At 62.2% G+C, this 17,660-nt stretch carries 15 protein-coding genes; 10 read left to right on the forward strand and 5 right to left on the reverse strand.

Features of this window, described 5'->3' with window-relative positions; genetic code table 11:
• The first annotated feature begins 63 nt into the window (after positions 1-63).
• From flgB to GTA51_RS08900, 7 genes are read left to right on the forward strand one after another with little or no spacing between them, the layout of a single operon-like run.
• Positions 64-474, forward strand: a complete 411-nt coding sequence (flgB, locus tag GTA51_RS08870; protein WP_160960382.1) for a flagellar basal body rod protein FlgB — start codon at positions 64-66, stop codon at positions 472-474.
• A gap of 1 nt (position 475) precedes the next feature.
• Entirely contained in the window at positions 476-916 is a 441-nt protein-coding gene (flgC, locus tag GTA51_RS08875; RefSeq protein WP_160960383.1) for a flagellar basal body rod protein FlgC, read from the forward strand.
• Positions 917-928: 12 nt separating this feature from the next.
• Positions 929-1,255: a flagellar hook-basal body complex protein FliE gene (gene fliE, locus GTA51_RS08880; protein WP_160960385.1), complete on the forward strand. Its 327-nt coding sequence runs from the start codon at positions 929-931 to the stop codon at positions 1,253-1,255.
• A 51-nt stretch (positions 1,256-1,306) separates the two neighbouring features.
• A complete protein-coding gene (gene fliF / locus GTA51_RS08885) occupies positions 1,307-2,950 on the forward strand; it encodes a flagellar basal-body MS-ring/collar protein FliF (RefSeq protein WP_160960386.1) in 1,644 nt (547 codons plus the stop codon).
• 6 nt (positions 2,951-2,956) lie between these two features.
• Positions 2,957-3,958: a flagellar motor switch protein FliG gene (gene fliG / locus GTA51_RS08890; protein ID WP_160960388.1), complete on the forward strand. Its 1,002-nt coding sequence runs from the start codon at positions 2,957-2,959 to the stop codon at positions 3,956-3,958.
• Complete coding sequence (locus GTA51_RS08895) at positions 3,945-4,751, forward strand: FliH/SctL family protein (protein ID WP_160960389.1); 807 nt, start codon at positions 3,945-3,947, stop codon at positions 4,749-4,751. Before fliG ends, GTA51_RS08895 begins: the two co-directional genes overlap by 14 nt.
• Positions 4,738-6,063 carry a FliI/YscN family ATPase gene (locus GTA51_RS08900; RefSeq protein ID WP_160960391.1) on the forward strand — a complete coding sequence of 442 codons (1,326 nt, stop codon included), beginning with the start codon at positions 4,738-4,740 and terminating at the stop codon, positions 6,061-6,063. Before GTA51_RS08895 ends, GTA51_RS08900 begins: the two co-directional genes overlap by 14 nt.
• A 91-nt stretch (positions 6,064-6,154) precedes the next feature.
• Here GTA51_RS08900 and lon read toward each other — a convergent pair whose 3' ends face one another.
• The 4 genes from lon to GTA51_RS08920 form a co-directional block, all read right to left on the reverse strand.
• Complete coding sequence (lon, locus tag GTA51_RS08905; RefSeq protein WP_160960392.1) at positions 6,155-8,638, reverse strand: endopeptidase La; 2,484 nt, start codon at positions 8,636-8,638, stop codon at positions 6,155-6,157.
• 275 nt (positions 8,639-8,913) lie between these two features.
• Positions 8,914-9,201 carry an acylphosphatase gene (locus tag GTA51_RS08910; RefSeq protein ID WP_160960394.1) on the reverse strand — a complete coding sequence of 96 codons (288 nt, stop codon included), beginning with the start codon at positions 9,199-9,201 and terminating at the stop codon, positions 8,914-8,916.
• A 78-nt stretch (positions 9,202-9,279) separates the two neighbouring features.
• On the reverse strand, positions 9,280-9,966 hold the full coding sequence (gene radC, locus GTA51_RS08915; protein ID WP_160960395.1) for a RadC family protein: 687 nt from the start codon (positions 9,964-9,966) through the stop codon (positions 9,280-9,282).
• 87 nt (positions 9,967-10,053) lie between these two features.
• On the reverse strand, positions 10,054-11,049 hold the full coding sequence (locus tag GTA51_RS08920) for a DNA polymerase III subunit delta (protein ID WP_160960397.1): 996 nt from the start codon (positions 11,047-11,049) through the stop codon (positions 10,054-10,056).
• A 233-nt stretch (positions 11,050-11,282) separates the two neighbouring features.
• Here GTA51_RS08920 and GTA51_RS08925 point away from each other — a divergent pair, with 233 nt between their 5' ends.
• From GTA51_RS08925 to GTA51_RS08935, 3 genes are all read left to right on the forward strand, one after another.
• Positions 11,283-12,932, forward strand: a complete 1,650-nt coding sequence (locus GTA51_RS08925; protein ID WP_160960404.1) for a sensor domain-containing diguanylate cyclase — start codon at positions 11,283-11,285, stop codon at positions 12,930-12,932.
• A 185-nt stretch (positions 12,933-13,117) separates the two neighbouring features.
• On the forward strand, positions 13,118-15,352 hold the full coding sequence (locus GTA51_RS08930; protein WP_160960406.1) for a vitamin B12-dependent ribonucleotide reductase: 2,235 nt from the start codon (positions 13,118-13,120) through the stop codon (positions 15,350-15,352).
• A 285-nt stretch (positions 15,353-15,637) separates the two neighbouring features.
• Entirely contained in the window at positions 15,638-16,237 is a 600-nt protein-coding gene (locus tag GTA51_RS08935) for a hypothetical protein (RefSeq protein WP_160960407.1), read from the forward strand.
• A gap of 233 nt (positions 16,238-16,470) precedes the next feature.
• Here GTA51_RS08935 and GTA51_RS08940 read toward each other — a convergent pair whose 3' ends face one another.
• The gene (locus GTA51_RS08940; protein WP_160960409.1) at positions 16,471-17,604 is read right to left on the reverse strand and encodes an acyltransferase family protein; all 1,134 of its coding nucleotides are present in this window, start codon (positions 17,602-17,604) and stop codon (positions 16,471-16,473) included.
• Positions 17,605-17,660: the final 56 nt, after the last annotated feature.

A 17,660-nucleotide genomic window follows, 5' to 3' on the forward strand; every position in this document is an offset into this window, starting at 1 on the left:
AGGAAGCAGCGAACCCGGGGTAATCCACCCGGGACAGTCCGCCCAAGCGGAGGGAAAAACGCAATGAAAACAATATTTTCAAATAATATCGGGCTGATCGGCAAGGTCATGGACCTGCACCTGGAGCGTCAGAATCTTGTCATGTCCAATCTGGCCAACCTGGACGTGCCCGCCTACAAGGCCCGCTCCCTGGATTTTGAAAAGGAACTCCAGTCGGCGCTCAATACCAACGACAAGGGCAAGATGACCCGCACCAGCGGCGGCCATCTGCCCACGGTTTTTAACGCCGCAGGCTTTGAAGGCGATCTGGAGATGGGGTGGAAGCCCCGGGTGGTCCAGGGCCTGGACAGCGTCAATATGGAAAAGGAAATGACGGTCATGGCCAAAAACACGTTGATGTACAACGCCCTGGCCGACCTGGCAAAGAGAGATTTCGAAGGTCTGCAAAAGGTCATCATCGACGGAGGCAAGTAGCATGGATCTCTTTACCGCGCTGGACATCGGTTCGTCGGGCATGTCGGCCCAGCGGACCACGATGAACACCATCTCCATGAACCTGGCCAATATCAAGACCACCAGGACGGTCAACGGCGGCGGGCCTTACGTGCGCAAGTCCGTCATGCTGGAATCGACCCCGGTGGACAGCCCGTTTTCCAGCGCCATGAAAACGGCCATGGACCGCGACCTGGCCGGAGTCAAGGTGACGGGCATGGTCGACGACAACCGGCCGTTTCGCATGCAGTACGAGCCGGGCCATCCCGACGCCAACGCCGACGGCTACGTCGCCTATCCCGACATCAACGTGGTTGAGGAGATGGCCAACATGATCACGGCCATGCGCAGCTACGAAGCGTCAAGCTCATCCGTCGGCACCGTCAAAAACATGTTCAACAAAGCCCTGGAAATCGGGCGTTAACGGAGAAGCACCATGGCCATCCCACCGCTCGCCCTGTCCGCCTACCAAAACGCCATGGGCCAGTCCCAGGGCATCTCGTCGAAGGTGTCGCGCTCCCTGGCCAAGCCGGCCGCCCCGGCCGAAGGCTTCGGCCAGACGCTGCTCGACTCCGTAACGCGCGTCAATGACATGCAAAATCAAAAGGCCGGCATGGTCGAATCCTTTGTTTCAGGCAAGAGCGAGAACGTCCATGAGCTGATGATCAATCTGCAAAAGGCCAGCACGGCCATGCAGATGACCACGGCCGTGCGCGGCAAGGTTCTCGACGCCTACCGCGAATTGGTCAAAATCCAATTCTAGGCCCGATTCCTGCTAGAGCCGCCTTAAACGAAGCCCGCCAGGAGAACCGCCATGCCTGACTTTGTGAAGCAGCACTTCGAGAAACTCATCCAGTACTGGTCCAATCGATCGGCTGCCCAACGCATCCTTCTGGTCGGCTTGTCCGCCTCCCTGGTCATCGCCTTCGGCGTGATGCTCATCTTCCTCAACCAGCCGGATATGCGCGTCCTTTATACCAATATGGGCCAGGAAGACGCCTCCCGGGTGGTGGGACTGCTCAAGGCCTCCAAGACGCCCTACGAGCTGCGCGACAACGGAACCACCGTGCTGGTGCCGGCCGAGGCCGTGTACGAACAGCGCCTCAAGGTGGCCGGCGAAGGCGTCATGCGCGGCCAGGGCATCGGCTTCGAGCTTTTTGACGAACTCAAAGTGGGCCAGACCGACTTCGTGCAGCGCATCAACTACACGCGCGCCCTGCAAGGCGAACTGTCCCGCACCATCAGCGAATTTCCCCAGGTGGAAAAGACCCGCGTCCATCTGGTGCTGCCCCAGAAGAGCCTTTTTATCGAAGAGCAGAAAAAGGCCACGGCCTCGGTGGTCCTGACCCTGCGCAAGGGCCAAAAACTTGACGCCAAGCAATTGCTGGGCATCGTCAATCTGGTGGCCATGTCCGTGGAAGGCCTCACCCCGGAACACATCACCGTCACCGACACCACCGGCCAGTCCCTGTACCAGCCGCGTGGCGAAGGCGGCCTGGACGGGATGACCACCACCCAGTTCGAATACAAAAACACGGTCGAATCCAACCTGGAAAACCGCCTCGAACAGATTCTCACCCCCATCCTCGGCCCGGGCCGGTCTTTGGCCAAGGTCAATGTGGAACTGGATTTTGCCCAGCGCACCACCCGCAAGGAAATGTATGACCCCAACGCCACCGTGGTGCGCAGTGAGCAAAAAAGCGATGAATCCACCTCCGGTTCCGCTGCCGTGGACGCCTCGGGTGCCACCACCACCCCGCGCGGCGGCGGCCAGGCCGTGCCCAACACCAATTTCCGGGGCGAAGGCTATTCCGGTACCGAATCCACCCAGAAGTCCAGCCGGGAAAACAAGACCACCAACTACGAGATAAACAAGGAAGAACAAAACATCGTCAACCCGGTTGGCGAGATGAAGCGGCAGTCCATTGCGGTTATCGTTGACGGGACGTACGAGAAGGTTGAAGGTTCGGGCACGTACAAGTATATTCCCCGCCCGGCCGAAGAACTGGAGCGCATCAAGCAGATCGTGTCCCGGGCCTGCGGCCTGGACAGCGCGCGCGGCGACGAGATCCAGGTGTCGAGCTTCGAGTTCGGCCCGCCCGACGCCTCGCTGGAACCGAGCCTGCTCCAGACCATGATGGAATACGCCCAGCGTCTGGGCAAGCCTTTCATCAACGGCCTGCTGATCTTTCTGTTCCTTATCCTGGTCGTACGGCCGGTGGTGCTGGCGCTGATCCGGCCCCGGGTCACTGAAGAGGAGATCGAAACCTTGGAACGTCTGCCCGAAGGTGAAGCCCGGCTGGCTCTGGCCGAGGCCGAGGAAAGCGAGGACGCGGCAGCCCTGTTGGAGCCGGGTCGGCAGTTCGAACTGGCCAAGCACCAGGCGCTGCAACTTTTTGAAGAAAACATGGAGCAGTCCATCTCGCTGCTCAAGTCCTGGCTCAAGCAGGAGGCCTAAACCCGCATGCCCTCCACGATGACCGGTCCGCAAAAGACCGCCGTACTGTGTCTGGCCCTTGGTGAAAAGTTCGCCGGCGAGGTGTTCAAACGCCTGGACCGTCGCGAAATCGCCACCATCTCCAAGGCCATGATGGACATCGAGACCGTGCCCAAGGAACAGGTCGAGGCGGTGGTCTACGAATTCAACGACGCCTTGCAGGTCAGCCGCGACATGGTCACGGGCGGCCCGGATCAGGTGCGCCGGCTGTTGTCCAAGACCCTTGATTCCGACACGGCCAAATATATCATGGAGTCGCTGGAACTCGACACCGGCCCGACCCCCTTCCAGGAACTGGGCAACGTCTCCCCGCGCATCCTGGCCCAGATCCTTCGCAACGAGCATCCCCAGACCCTGGCCCTTATTCTCGGGCATCTGCACCCCGAGCAGGCGGCCGAGCTGCTCCAGAATCTGCCCTCCGGTGTTCGGGCCGAGGTGCTCATGCGCCTGTCCAAGCTCGAAGCCGTGGCCGAAGATATGCTCATGGAAGTGGACAAGGTGCTGCAAAACCAGCTCATCGCCATGGGCGGCAAGGAAGGCAAGAAGGTCGGCGGCATAACGGCCGTGGCCGAAATCCTCAACGCCGTGGACCGGGCCACCGAAGAAGAAGTGCTCTCCGAGATCGAGGAAGAATCCGCCCAGACGGCCGAGGACATCCGCAACCTCATGTTCGTCTTCGAGGATATAAAGGCCCTGGACGACCGGGCTATCCGCGAACTGCTCAAGGAAGTCTCCAACGAGGAGCTGACCCAGGCCCTAAAGGGTGCTTCCGAAGAATTACGCGACAAGTTCTTTAAAAACCTGTCCGAACGCGCCGCCAACATGATCCAGGAAGACCTGGAAATCATGGGCCCCATCCGCTTGGCCGAAGTGGAAGGCGCCCAGCAGAATGTGGTCAAGACCGTGCGGCGTCTGGAGGCCGAGGGCAAGATCGCCATCGGTCGCGGAGGCGGGGATGTCTTCGTCTGACGGGGAGCAAACCGCCGTCCTCACCGGACGGGTCATTCTCGGACCGGGTCTGGCCGGTCCGGGCGAAACCACCGTGGCCGAGCTGGAAGCCCACCGGTCGCCCGAAGAGCTGGAAAAAGTCGAGGCCCGCTTCTGGGATCGCCTGCGGACCAGGGCTTCGGCCAAGGCCCAAGCCATCATTGCCGAAGCCCTGGCCGAGGCCGAGCGCCTGCGGGTGCAAGCCCAGGCCGACGGCTACGCCCAGGGCCACGCCGAGGGCCATGCCGCCGCAACCGAAGCCGCCGAGGCTGCGGCCGAGGCCGAGATGGCCCGCATGGCCGCCTCTTTTGGCGGCATGGTCGAAACACTGGCCGGCGAACGCGACCGCCTGTGGCATCTCCAGCGCGAGGAATTTTTGACACTGCTGCGTCTGGCGGTGGAGCGCACCGTCAATGTCAGCATCGACTTTCGCCGCCAGGAGATCCTGGCCAATCTGCTCCATGAGGCCCTGGAAGCCATTGACGCCAAGGCCGAACCCACGCTGACCGTCCATCCCGAAGACGAAGCGCTTTTGCGCGAACTGCTCGTGCGGGCCAAGGCCGAACGGCCTAATCTGCATCGGGTGTCGGTGCGGGTTAATCCCGCCTTCATTCCAGGCAGCCTCTATCTCGAATATCCCGAAGGGTTGGTTGACAACACCATCGCCAGCCGGTTTGCCGAGGTCGAGACCGTGTTCGCCCATCTAAACGCTGCCGAAGCGTCCGGCGAAGACGGCCCCGAAGGCCTCCCCGGGGACGGCCATGGCAACGGTTGACGCCGCCGGGGGCATAGCACTCCTTGAGGCCATGCAGCCCATGAAGACCTACGGCAAGGTGTCCAAGGTCGTCGGGCTTATTGCCGAAGGGCGCGGCATTCGCGCCCCGGTCGGGGCGGTGTGCCACATGCTGCCGGGCGACGGCTCCCCGGGGAGCGAAGTGCCGGCCGAGGTGGTGGGGTTTCGCGACGGCGCCTGCCTGTTTATGCCCTACGGCGATCTGCGCGGCATCGCGCCCGGGACGCTTATCCGCAACACCAGCACCCCGCCGCTGTTTCCTGTCGGCCGGCGTTATCTGGGCCGGGTCATCGACGCCTTTGGCAACCCCATCGACAACGGCGAGCCCATTGCCCCGCGCCGCTTCAATCCGATTTTCGCCCCGGCCCCGCCGCCCATGGAACGGCCGCGCATCTGCGACCCCATGGACGTGGGCGTGCGCGCCATTAACGGCTGCTTAACCCTTGGCAAAGGCCAGCGGGTGGGCATCATGGCCGGTTCGGGCGTCGGAAAATCGACGCTTATGGGTATGATCGCCCGCAACACCAAGGCCGACATCAACGTCATCGGCCTGGTTGGCGAGCGCGGCCGCGAACTGCGCGAATTTATCGAAAAAGATCTCGGCCCCGAGGGCATGGCCCGATCGGTTGTGGTGGTGGCCACCTCGGATCAAAGTCCGCTCATCCGCATGCGCGCCGCCTATGCGGCCACGTCCATGGCCGAATTTTTCCGCGACGAGGGGGCTGACGTCATTTTGATGATGGACTCGGTCACCCGTTTCGCCATGGCCGGGCGCGAGGTCGGTCTGGCCGCTGGCGAGCCGCCGACCACGCGCGGCTATACGCCTTCGGTGTTCGCCCAGTTGCCCAAGCTCTTGGAGCGGGCCGGGCGCAACGCCCTTGGCAGCATCACCGGCATCTACACCGTGCTGGTTGACGGCGACGATTTCAACGAGCCCATTGCCGACGCCGTGCGTTCGATTCTTGACGGGCATATCGTTTTGACCCGCGATCTGGCCGACCAGGGCCATTTCCCGGCCATTGATGTGCTCAAAAGCATCAGCCGTCTGCGTTCCGATGTCACGCCTGCCGACGCCCTGACCGCTTCCCGCGAACTGATCCGCCTGCTGGCCACCTATCGCCGGGTGGAAGACATGGTCAACATCGGGGCCTATTCCCGGGGGGCCAACCCCGAGATCGACCGGGCCATCGACATGATCGGCCCGATCAACACCTTCCTGCGCCAGGCCGTGGCCGAGAGCCAGACCTTGGCCGAATGCTTCCAGGCCGTCATTGCGCTGATTGGGAAGAAATAGCCGGGCGGTGCCGGCCCCGCAAAATTGCAAAAGTTAAGGCCGCAGCGTCTCCGCTGCGGCCTTTGTCATTTTCTCGCCAGTGCCACCCGGACTAGTGCGGCTTGGCCGCCGGCTCGGGCGTGGCGTCAATGGCCGCAGCCGCTGCCGCCGCCACTTCGGGCTTGGCGCAGGCCAGGGGCCAGACCTCGTCGATGCGCTCCACCGGCATGACCTTGATGCGACCGCGCAAATCCTTCGGGATATCGAGCAGATCCTTCATGTTCTTGGCCGGGATGATGACCTGCTTCATGCCGGCGGCAACCGCCGCCAGGATCTTTTCCTTGATGCCACCCACCGGCAGCACCCGGCCGCGCAGCGTGATCTCGCCGGTCATGGCCAAGTCGTTACACACCGGCGTGTTGGTCAAAAGCGAAATGAGCGCCGTGACCAGCGTCACACCGGCTGACGGACCGTCCTTGGGCGTGGCCCCGGCCGGCACGTGGATGTGGATGTCGTTTTTCTCAAAGGCATCGGAATTGATGCCCAGCTCCTTGGCCCGGGATTTGGCGTAGGTCATGGCCGCTTGCGCCGACTCCTTCATCACCTCGCCAAGTTTGCCCGTCAGATGCAGCGCGCCCTTGCCCGGCGTGGTGGCTGCCTCGATGTGCAGCAGCACCCCGCCCACCGGCGTCCAGGCCAGCCCGACAGCCACGCCCGGCGGCAGATCGGCCTCGCGCTCGTCGTCCATGAACCGGGCCGGTCCCAACAGCTTTTCCAGCGCCGCCGCCGTCACCCGAAATGGCGGTTCCTCGCCCTCGGCCTTGCGCCGGGCCAGCTTGCGGCACACCGAACCGACCTCGCGCTCGAAATTGCGCAGCCCGGCCTCGCGGGTGTAGTCGCGGATCACCCGGGCCAGCACCAGATCGGAAATGGACACGTCGGCCGGGGCCAGCCCGTTTTCCTCAATCTGGCGCGGCAGGATGTAGCGCCGGCCGATCTTGACCTTCTCCTGCTCGGTGTAGCCCGGCAGGCGGATCAGTTCCATGCGGTCCAGCAGCGGGGCCGGGATGGTGTCCAACATGTTGGCCGTACAGATAAACATCACCTTGGACAAATCAAAGGGCACGTTTAAATAGTGGTCGGAAAAGGTGTTGTTCTGCTCGGGATCAAGCACCTCCAAAAGGGCCGACGACGGATCGCCCCGAAAGTCCGAGCCGACCTTGTCGATTTCGTCCAGCATGATGACCGGATTGCGCGTGCCGGCTTGCTTTATGCTCTGAATGACCCGGCCGGGCATGGAGCCGATGTAGGTGCGCCGATGGCCCCGAATTTCCGCCTCGTCGCGCATACCGCCCAGCGACATGCGCACGAACTTGCGCCCCAGCGCCCGGGCAATGGAGCGGCCAAGCGACGTCTTGCCCACGCCCGGAGGCCCCACAAAGCACAGGATCGGGCCTTTCATCGCAGGATTGAGCTTGCGCACCGACAGGTATTCAAGGATGCGTTCCTTGACCTTTTCCAGGTCGAAATGGTCCTCGTCGAGGATGCGCTTGGCTTCCTTGATGTCGAGCCGATCCTTGGACATTTTCTTCCAGGGCAGCTCCACCATCCAGTCGAGATAGGTGCGGATGACCCCGGCTTCGGAGGAATCGGGGTGCATGGAGACAAGGCGCTTGAGCTGCTTGTCTGTCTCCTTTTTCACCTCTTTGGGCATGCCCACCTTGTCCAGGGCTTCTTTGAGCTCCTCAAGGTCGTCGGACTCCTCGCCGCCCTCGCCCAGTTCCCGGCGAATGGCCTTCATCTGCTCGCGCAGGAAAAAGTCCTTTTGGGCCTTGTCCATGCCCTCTTTGGCCATGTTTTGGATCTTGGCCTGCATGGTCGCCACTTCGGCTTCCTTGACAAGCTGGTCGTTGACCAAGCGCAACCGCTCCACCGGGTCTTCGCATTCCAGCAGCCGCTGGGCTTCCTCCACCCGCATGCGCAGGTTCGAGGCCACCAGATCGGCCAGCCGGCCCGGTTCGTTGACGCTGTTTAACACAGCCATGATGTCAGCCGAGGCCATGCCGCGAAGCGACAGAATCTTCTCGCTCTGCTCCCGGGCAGCCCGCATCATGGCTTCCTGCTCCAGGGTCGCTTCCTTGGGGTCGCGCTCGGCCAGCACTTCCACCTTGGCCAAAAGATACGGATCAGACGAAACGAAATCCGTCACCCGGGCGCGGGTCAGGCCCTGCACCAGCACCTTAAGCCGACCGTCGGGCATTTTGAGCATGCGCATGATCATGCCCACGGTGCCGACCCGGTAGAGGTCGTCGGCCCCGGGCTCGTCGATCTTTTCGTCCTTCTGGGTGAGGACCAGGATGTAGCGCGAACCGTTTAAGGCCGCGTCCACGGCCTGGACCGACTTGTCGCGGCCGACAAACAGCGGCAGGATCATATAATTAAAGACCACGATGTCGCGCACGGGCAACACCGGCAGTTCAGACGGGATATCGGGTTGGCTGGTGTCCTCGGTCTCAGGCCCGGCAGCCACCGGGGTCGCGTCGGCTTCGGGAGCCTGGGCCTCGGGGGCCGCTTGCTGGTCGATTTCTTTTTCCATGGTGCAATGACTCCTCTTCTGTGCGTCCATAGCGGCGCAGGGCCAGGACATGGCGTGCGCGCGCGGGCCGGGCGGTTCTTTTTCTCAAGCGCCAAATCTCCCTCTCAGGGACATGGCGCGTGCGCGCGGGCGGGCCTTGATTCCGGGCTGCCGCCTGCCCGGCGGCGGCTCTCGTGTGGCGTTCGCTAATTGGCGTTATGGTCAACCAAGCATTAACACGGTAAATTTATTATTTTTATTCACAAAAAACATAAATGTTTTTTGTGAACGCGGCTCTAGCTGCGAATGGCAAAAGCCGTGTAGGCGTTGTCGTATTCGATCATCGCTGCCGCAACCGTGTCCACCCGGGACAGCGGCGAGCCCTGGGGCAGGCGCTCCTTGAACGCGGCCAGCGCCTCGGGTGTTCCCTGGGCCAGCACTTCCACCTTGCCGTCGGCCAGATTGCGCACCCAGCCCACAAGCCCCAGGCTGGCCGCCTGATCGTAGACCCAGGCCCGAAAATACACACCCTGGACCTTGCCGGAAATAGTGGCATGCAGACTTGGCGTCAGGTGGTCCGTCATGGGGGGGGCTCCTTGGGGGTTGCGCCTGCCATCAGGCAAAAAACCGGCGGGGCGTTGCCGTGGCCCGGCACCCGGACCTTATAACATCCCTTCGGATTGAAAACTATAAAAGCGATTTTCGGTGATAACCAGATGGTCGAGCACCCGGATGTCCATTTCCCGGGCAGCACTGACAATGCGCCGGGTCAGTTCCACGTCCTGCACCGAGGGTCTGGGATCGGCTCCGGGATGGTTGTGCACCAGGATCACCCCGCCGGCCTTGTGGCGCAGGGCGATGCTTATGACCTCCCGGGGATAGACGGCCGCCTGATCCACCGTGCCCTTGCTCACCTGTTCCCAGCCGACCAGCCGGTTCTTGTTGTCCACCAGGGCCATCCAGAATTCCTCGTGCTCTTTCACGCCAATGCGCGAGCGGGCCATTTCGGCCACGATCTCGGGGCTGTTAAGCACCACCCGGTCGCGCAACGGCTGCTCGTGGAATCTGGCCCAGACCTCGCGCCACAGGGTCAAAAATTCCTCGGCTCCCGGGCCAAACCCCGGGATGTCGCGCATTTCCTCGAGCCGGGCCGTCAAGACGCCGCGCACGTTGCCGAAGCGTCGCAAAAGCTCTTTGGCCAGCGGTTTGTTGTCGCGGCGCACGTTGACGTAGCCCAGAACGATTTCCAACACCTCGTAGTCCGCCAAAGCGCGCGGATTGTCCATCAACCGATCCTTGAGCCGGCGGCGGTGCCCGAGGTAATGCGGCGGTTCTTTCTTAGTAAGCATGGTTATTGATCCGGGCAAGGCGTTTGAGCCGGCAAATTGCGCAGACCGGGCAGGTTCGGGGCAAAAATCGGGGAAAAATCGGCAGGGTCATGGCGAAACCCGGCCGGGAACCCGCATTGGGCCGCCAAAAAGCCGGTACAACTCGGCCGTGAGAAATTCCATGGCCTGATCCGGCTTTCGCGCCCCGGTTTTGATGCCGGCCTCGGCTGCAAAGGCCGCCTCAAAGATCCGGGTCAGGCCGGCCGCACCCAGCCGGCGGGCCATGGCCTCCTTTTTCTGGCGCACCTGGGACGGCAGGCGCACGTCGTCGGCCTCGCCCACGGCCAGCCGCCACATCATCCGGGCCTCGTACAACAGCAGGCCAAGAAAGGGGAAAATCATCTCCTCGCCGGCCAGTTCCTTGTCAAAAATTTCGCGCCACACCAGGGTCGGCTCGCGCCCGCCGGCTAGGGCATCGAGAAAGGCAAAGCCGTCCATGCCCTCGTGGTGGGACAACAGGCTCAAATCGGCCAGTTCCAGGCTGGTGCGATGCCCCAGGGACAGTTCCAGCTTGGCCAGTTCGTTGTCGGCATGGGCGAGCTGCCCCGGCAAGGCGGCGGCCAGGGCCTCGGCCACCCCCGGCCCAAGCACCAGCCCGCGCCGGGCGGCCCAGTCGGCCAGGCGCGGCCCCATATCCCGACGGGTCAGGCCCGGCGAGACGAACACCCATTTGCGTTTTTCCGCCACCTTGAAATACGGCTGCTCGGCCAGCCCCTTGGGCAGTTTCGGCCCGCCTTTGCGATCAAAGGGGCCTTCCAGGCAGAAAAACGGCCAGACCGAGTCGTTAAAGCCTTTGAGCGCCGAAGCCAGTTTGGGCCAAAATTCCGGGGGCAAAGCCTCGGCCCGGCGCACCACTACGGCCCGGCGGCCGGCAAACAGGCTGGCCACGGTCAGCGCGCTCCAAAACGGCGCGCCAAGCTCCTCGTCGCCCCAGAACACTTCCCGGGCAAACGGCTGGCCGGCATCGGCCAAGAGGCGCTCCACACGTTCCCGGATGATCTCCGGGTCAGGACAGATCAGAAAGGAAAAGCCGGCTCTTTGCATAGGCCCACAGTAGCCGAGGCCCGGCCCGGGAGCAACGGCTGCGAAGCACCGGCCGGCTCCGGCCGCGACATTCTTGGACTCTGGCGTGCCTTCTGCATCTGTTGCTCGCGCCACCCTTTTGCGTCGCCGCGCTCTCCCCTTGCCACTGCTTCAGGGGGGTGCATTTCATCCCTTTTTATTCTACCATCAGGAACGCTGGTCCGGTCGCAGCGTTGCCCCGGCCTGGAGTTGTTATGACGCTCAAATTGCCCATCGCCACCCGGTTCGCCCTGACCCTGGTCGTTGTCCTGTTGGTCAATACCGGCCTGCTGCTTTATTTCGTCCAGCGCGACGCCAGCCGGCAGATCAGCACGGAAGTCGGGAACTCCCTGGCCGAAACCGCTTTGCAGCTCAGCGACCGCCTGGACAAGGATATGTGGGCGCGTTCGCGGGAATTGGACGTCTTTAAAAAGCTCAATACCTTCAACTTCGAGGGCAACATCGAAGCCGTGCAAACGGCCATCGACGATCTGACCCGGGCCATCCCGTCGTTTTCCTGGATCGGTTTCACCGATGCCCAAGGCCTGGTCCTGGCCGCCACAGGCCGGGTGCTGGTCGGCCAGGATCTTTCCAAACGTCCGGTCTTTTCCCAGGCCCGGGAGAAGCCCTTCGTGGGCGATGTCCACGACGCCGTGCTGCTGGCCAAGCTCCTGCCCAACCCCAGCGGCGAACCCATGAAGTTCGTCGATCTCAGTTCGCCCCTCTTCGACGCCCACGAGCAGTTCATAGGCGTGCTGGCCGCCCACCTGAGCTGGCAATGGGTGCGCGAAATCGAGCAGATCTATTTTTCGCCCCTCTATGAGAAAGCCGGGATCGAAGTGTTCATCGTTTCGGCCGACGGGCTGGTTCTTCTTGGCCCCACGGGTTTGATCGGGCAACCGCTTGCCCTGCCCCTCATCGCAGCGGCCAAAGGCCAGACGGCGCAGCATCAGACGCTTTTGTGGCCCGACGGCGCGGAATATCTGACCGGCGCAGCCTACGGCGGCGGCTACCTCGAATATCCAGGCCTGGGCTGGACCGTGCTGGCCAGACAGCCGGCGGCCGTCGCATTTCGCAAAATCCACGAGCTGCAAAAAACCATCCTGCTCATCGGCGTGCTGGTCTCTTTGTCGGCCATCGCCGTTGGCGTGGCGGTATCCCACCATCTGACCCGGCCCCTGCAAAACATCGTCGCCGCCTCGCGGCAACTGCTCGCCGGCAAGCTTTCCAACATTCCGCCCTACATCGGCATCCCTGACATTGAAATCCTGACCACGGCCCTGCGTAATCTCATCGCCAATCTGACCCAAACCACCCGCGAAAAAGAGCAGATGGAAGTCATGGCCTTTGCCGACCGCTTAACCTCCCTGCCCAACCGGGCGGCGTTCCAGAAAGACGTCGAGGCCATCACCAGCCACGCCCCCAGAAAATCCCAGGCCGTGGGGGTGCTCTATCTCGATCTGGACGGCTTTAAGCCCGTCAACGACACCCTGGGCCATCCGGTCGGCGATCTGGTGCTGCAGGCCGTGGCCATCCGCCTCAAAGGCTGTCTGCGCCAGGGCGACGTCGCTTACCGGCTGGGCGGCGACGAATTCGGTCTGATCCTGCAAGTCGATGCCGGGCAAGCGGCCGACGCACTGGTGGCATCCGCCGCCCGCATCATCAAGTCCGTGAACCTGCCCATACCGGTGGGTGACCACACCGTCCGGGTGGGGTGCAGCATCGGCGGTGCGGTCTGGCCCATGGATTCCGCCTCCCTGGACGAAGTCGTCTGTTTCGCCGACACGGCGCTGTATGCTTCCAAAAAAGCAGGAAAAAACACCTTCACCTTGCACCAGCCCGGCCCCCTGCCGCATCTAAGCTGACCGACGAACCCCGCCATGGTGGTGGCAATCCGAGCCGAAGTGGTGTAGGTTCCCAGGCTGGGAATCAACCGCTTCCGGCTTTGGATAGAATTTCCAATAGCCTGATATAGTTGCATTGTTTGAAAGCCGCCCCCCAGGCGGCCACACTTTTTTCTGCAATCGAAAACGCTTAGGAACCAAGCCCCATGACCAACCTGCCCCTGCCCGCCGACCTGCCCGAGGCCCTTGTCAACGACAACGCCATGGTGGTCCTGTCCAAGCGCTACCTCAAAAAAAATCCCGACGGCTCGCCCGAAGAAGACGTCCGGGGACTTTTTTGGCGCGTGGCAGCAGCCATTGCCGCCCAAGAGGCCAACTACCCTGATTCCACCTGGAAACCCGAAGCCCTGGCCCGCAAATTCTACGACCTCATGGTCGGCATGCGCTTTCTGCCCAATTCCCCGACGCTGATGAACGCCGGCACGCCGCTGGGACAATTGGCCGCCTGCTTCGTGCTGCCGGTCGGCGATTCCATGGACGAGATTTTCGACGCCGTGAAATTCGCCGCGCTTATCCACAAATCCGGCGGCGGCACGGGCTTTTCCTTTTCGCGGCTGCGCCCCAAAAAAAGCCGCGTCGGCTCGACCGGCGGCGTGGCCTCCGGGCCGGTGTCCTTTATGCGGATTTTTAATACCGCAACCGAGCAGGTCAAACAGGGCGGCACAAGGCGCGGGGCCAACATGGGCATCCTGCGCGTGGATCATCCCGACATTTTGGACTTTATTTCCTGCAAGGAACGCGAAAACGAACTGCAAAATTTCAACATCTCGGTGGCCCTGACCGAACGCTTCATGCAGGCCGTGGAAAAAGGCGAGGATTACGACCTGATCGATCCCCGCGACGGCTTGGTGCGCAGCCGTCTCTCGGCCAGCGAGGTCTTTGCCCTGCTCGTGCGCAAGGCCTGGGAATCCGGCGATCCCGGCATCGTTTTTCTCGACCGCATCAACCGCGACAACCCCACCCCGGCCCTGGGGGATATCGAGTCCACAAATCCATGCGGCGAACAACCGCTGCTTCCGTTTGAAGCCTGCAACCTCGGTTCCATCAATTTATCCGTGTTTTACGACGAAAAGGCCAAGGACGGCGTGGACTGGAAGGCCCTCACCGAAACCGTGCATCTGGCCGTGCGCTTCCTCGATAACGTCATCGACGCCTCGCGCTATCCCTTCGAGCAGATCACCGAAATGGTCCACGCCAACCGCAAAATCGGCCTGGGCGTCATGGGCTTTGCCGATCTGCTCTATCTGCTTAGCGTCCCCTACGACAGCACCGAGGGCCTGGCCCTGGCCGAAAAGCTCATGGAAACCATCCAGGCCGAGGCCCGGTCCGCCTCCAAGGCCCTGGCCGCCGAACGCGGCCCCTTCCCGGCCTATCCCGATTCCATCTACGGCAAACGCAACCTCGGCCCCTATCGAAACGCCACCACAACGACCATCGCCCCGACCGGCACCCTGTCGATCATCGCCGGCTGCTCGTCGGGCGTCGAACCGCTGTTCGCCCTGTCCTTTGCCCGCCATGTCATGGACGGCGAGAAGCTCGTGGAAGCCAACCCCCATTTCGTGGCCGCCCTCAAAGCGGCCGGAGCCTACTCCGACGCGCTCATGGAAGAGGTCACCCGCAAAGGCTCCATCGCCCATATCGGCCTTTTGCCCGAAAGCCTGCGCGACGTCTTTGTCACCGCCATGGACATCGAACCGGTCTGGCACCTCAAGATGCAGGCCGCCTTCCAGAAATATACCGACAACGCCGTGTCCAAAACCGTCAATCTGCCCGGCAGCGCCACCCAGGAAGACATCCGGGGCATTTATTGGCTGGCCTACGAACTGGGCTGCAAGGGCGTCACCGTCTACCGCGACGGCTGCAAGGCCAATCAGGTGCTGTGCACCGGCGACGGCGCGCCAGCCGATCCGGCCATCAAAGCGCCAAGCAAAGTGCGCACCCGCCCGGATATCGTTTTCGGCTTCACCCAGAAGGTCAAAACCGGCATGGGCGAACTCTACCTCACCGTCAACGAGATCGACGGCAAGCCCTTCGAGGTCTTCGCCACCATCGGCAAATCCGGCCGTTCGGTCACCGCCAAGGCCGAAGCCATCGGCCGGCTGGTCTCCCTGGCCCTGCGCTCCGGGGTCAGCGTGGACGACATTGTGGGCCAGCTCAAAGGCATCGGCGGCGAAAACCCGGTGTTCCAGAAAAAGGGCCTGCTCCTCTCCATCCCCGACGCCGTGTCCTGGGTGCTGGAAAACCGCTACCTGCAAGGCAGAACCGTGCGCGACGACACCGGCACACTCGGCCACCCCCAATGCCCGGACTGCGGCTCGGAACTCGTCTTTGAAGAAGGTTGCCACGCCTGCAAAAACTGCGGCTATACCAAGTGCGGTTGATTGTCTGAAAAGACGAAGAAGCCTCCGGCGGCCGGGGGGGATAATCCCCCCCGGACCCCCTTGATAGAAGAAGTTTTTTCAGGGGGTTATGGCTGGCAAAGTGGGCGGCCGCAGACAGGAAAACCAGCGCAATCGCACGCGAACGCGCTCAATCGCTTCAAGGCACATGCTCTTGTCCCCTCGCCCCCCCTTTCGGGAGGGTCCGGGAGGGGCTGAGTCCCTCCCGGCCGCCGGAGGCATTCTTTTTTCTCTTCTTCATTCTTTCCAACTCCATACGAGGGCATTTTGAGTAAAATCGACGACATTATTGGCCGCATGGAAGCGTTGGAAAAGGAATTGGCCGAGGAATTCGAACGGGTTGGGGCCGAAGTTCGCTACACCATTGAGCGTAAAAAAGTCCGTTTTACCGAAGACGTGAAGCAGCAGCACAAACTGTTGGCCACAAAATGGTCGGTGTACGTCCGTGAATCCGGATTCATCAGGACGCTGAGCATGCCCATCATCTGGGGAGCCGTCATACCGGCCCTGTTCATGGACATCTGCATCACTTTTTATCAGTTCATCTGCTTTCCTATCTACGGCATCCCCAAAGTGCGGCGCAGTGACTATATCGTCATCGACCGCCACGCGTTGTCGTATCTCAACTGGATGGAAAAACTGAGCTGCGTCTATTGCGGCTATTTCAACGGCCTGCTCGGTTTCGTGCGCGAAGTGGCCGCGCGCACCGAACAATACTGGTGCCCCATCCGCCATGCCCGCACCCCCAAGGCCGTGCACTCCCGCTACCGTTTCTTCCTCGAATACGGCGACGCCGAAGGCTACCGCGCCCGCCTGGAAGCCATCCGCCGCCAGTTCGACGATCTGCGAGGCCACGGCAAGGGGTGAAGGGTGAGAGGGAGATGAGACGAGAAGAGAAGGCAGAAGAGGCGGCGGCCGGGGGGGAACATCCCCCCCGGACCCCCTGAAAGGGAGAAGTTTTTTAAGGGGTTGCGGGAGTAGACTGGCTAATTGGTTGGTGGGGAGCCAGGAGAAACGGGTTGGTCGCGAGAGATTGCAAAAGCCGGGAGGACGGATGTCCTCCCGGCTTTTTTGCGTTGCAGCGGCGAGAATGGGGGGCGTTATGCGGCGGGAGTGCGAGCGGGAGCGCCCGCCGGCCGGGACAAGCGCAGCGGCGCGCCTGTGGCCACCGCGTAGAGCCGGGGCGTAAACCGCGCCAGCCCCCGGCCAAGCCAGTACAAACCAGTGATGGACACCAGACCCGGCACGAAAAAAGCCACCAACTGGGCCGCGCCGCCGGCCGGCTGCCACAACGCCAACAGCCGCGACTGCACCACCGACACCGTGGGCTCGTGGGTCAAAAAGATGAAGAAACTGAACGTGGCCAACCGGTGCAACAGGCCACTGTTTTTGATCCAACCCTGGCGGCTCAGGCACCACAGGGCCGCCATCCCCAGGATCTGATAGCCCTTTTTCATGGCCGCATAGGTGTTAGGGCCAAGGTCCAACTGCGGGGCCAGACCGACCAGCACGGTGCCCGCCACAAAGAGCGGCAGCACCCAGCGGTCCCAGCCGGCCGTCTGGGCCAGATCAATGCGGCTGCGGGCCAGCCAGCCGCCCAGATAAAAGCAAAAAGCAAAGCCGCCCAGGCCGTATTCGTTCGCCGGACTGACCGCAAACCACACGGCCAGCAGCCCAAGCAGCCCAAGCGTTGGCAAGCGCCAAAACAGAAAGAGGAACAGCGGAGTCATGGCGAAAATTGTCAACAGATCGCGCAAAAACCACAGCGGGTAATTCATCGGCGTGGTCCCGAAGCCGAACAGCTTGGCCACAATGCCGCTTTGCAATAAAAATCCCCGGGAACCGAACTGCTCGATGCTGCCGACCGTGAGCAGCCACACAATCCAAATGCCGTTAAAGAGCAGAAACGGCACGCCGATGGCCACAAGCTTTTTGCGCAAGAGCCCGACATAGCCGGCCGGTGTCAATTCCAGTTTGCGCAGCAGCAGATAGCCGGAGATGCAAAAAAACAGCGGCACGGCCAGACAGGCCAGCCCGCGATTAAAGGCCGTCAGGGCAAAGGCCACGCCCGGCCCGGCAAAGGGGATGACGGAGCCGAGGAACCGGCCGCCGTGGCAAATAACAATCAGCGCGATAAGGACAATGCGCAATACGTCGATACGCGCCGACACGTCGGCGTCAATGGGGCCAAAGCTCGGCGCCAGGGTCCGGGTCGAAAAAAAAGCGTGCTGCAAGGGAGTTCTCCAAAAAAAGATGGCGTCTCGCGACGGCCAGGCCGCAAAACCAGCCA

Source organism: Solidesulfovibrio aerotolerans (assembly GCF_009856865.1).
Taxonomy (GTDB): Bacteria; Desulfobacterota; Desulfovibrionia; order Desulfovibrionales; family Desulfovibrionaceae; genus Solidesulfovibrio; species Solidesulfovibrio aerotolerans.

Excerpts from the sequence above, each read along its gene's own strand:
- flgB (WP_160960382.1), top strand. The coding sequence starts at position 64 with ATGAAAACAATATTTTCAAATAATATCGGGCTGATCGGCAAGGTCATG.
- flgC (WP_160960383.1), top strand. The coding sequence starts at position 476 with ATGGATCTCTTTACCGCGCTGGACATCGGTTCGTCGGGCATGTCGGCC.
- fliE (WP_160960385.1), top strand. The coding sequence starts at position 929 with ATGGCCATCCCACCGCTCGCCCTGTCCGCCTACCAAAACGCCATGGGC.
- fliF (WP_160960386.1), top strand. The coding sequence starts at position 1,307 with ATGCCTGACTTTGTGAAGCAGCACTTCGAGAAACTCATCCAGTACTGG.
- fliG (WP_160960388.1), top strand. The coding sequence starts at position 2,957 with ATGCCCTCCACGATGACCGGTCCGCAAAAGACCGCCGTACTGTGTCTG.
- GTA51_RS08895 (WP_160960389.1), top strand. The coding sequence starts at position 3,945 with ATGTCTTCGTCTGACGGGGAGCAAACCGCCGTCCTCACCGGACGGGTC.
- GTA51_RS08900 (WP_160960391.1), top strand. The coding sequence starts at position 4,738 with ATGGCAACGGTTGACGCCGCCGGGGGCATAGCACTCCTTGAGGCCATG.
- lon (WP_160960392.1), bottom strand. The coding sequence starts at position 8,638 with ATGGAAAAAGAAATCGACCAGCAAGCGGCCCCCGAGGCCCAGGCTCCC.
- GTA51_RS08910 (WP_160960394.1), bottom strand. The coding sequence starts at position 9,201 with ATGACGGACCACCTGACGCCAAGTCTGCATGCCACTATTTCCGGCAAG.
- radC (WP_160960395.1), bottom strand. The coding sequence starts at position 9,966 with ATGCTTACTAAGAAAGAACCGCCGCATTACCTCGGGCACCGCCGCCGG.
- GTA51_RS08920 (WP_160960397.1), bottom strand. The coding sequence starts at position 11,049 with ATGCAAAGAGCCGGCTTTTCCTTTCTGATCTGTCCTGACCCGGAGATC.
- GTA51_RS08925 (WP_160960404.1), top strand. The coding sequence starts at position 11,283 with ATGACGCTCAAATTGCCCATCGCCACCCGGTTCGCCCTGACCCTGGTC.
- GTA51_RS08930 (WP_160960406.1), top strand. The coding sequence starts at position 13,118 with ATGACCAACCTGCCCCTGCCCGCCGACCTGCCCGAGGCCCTTGTCAAC.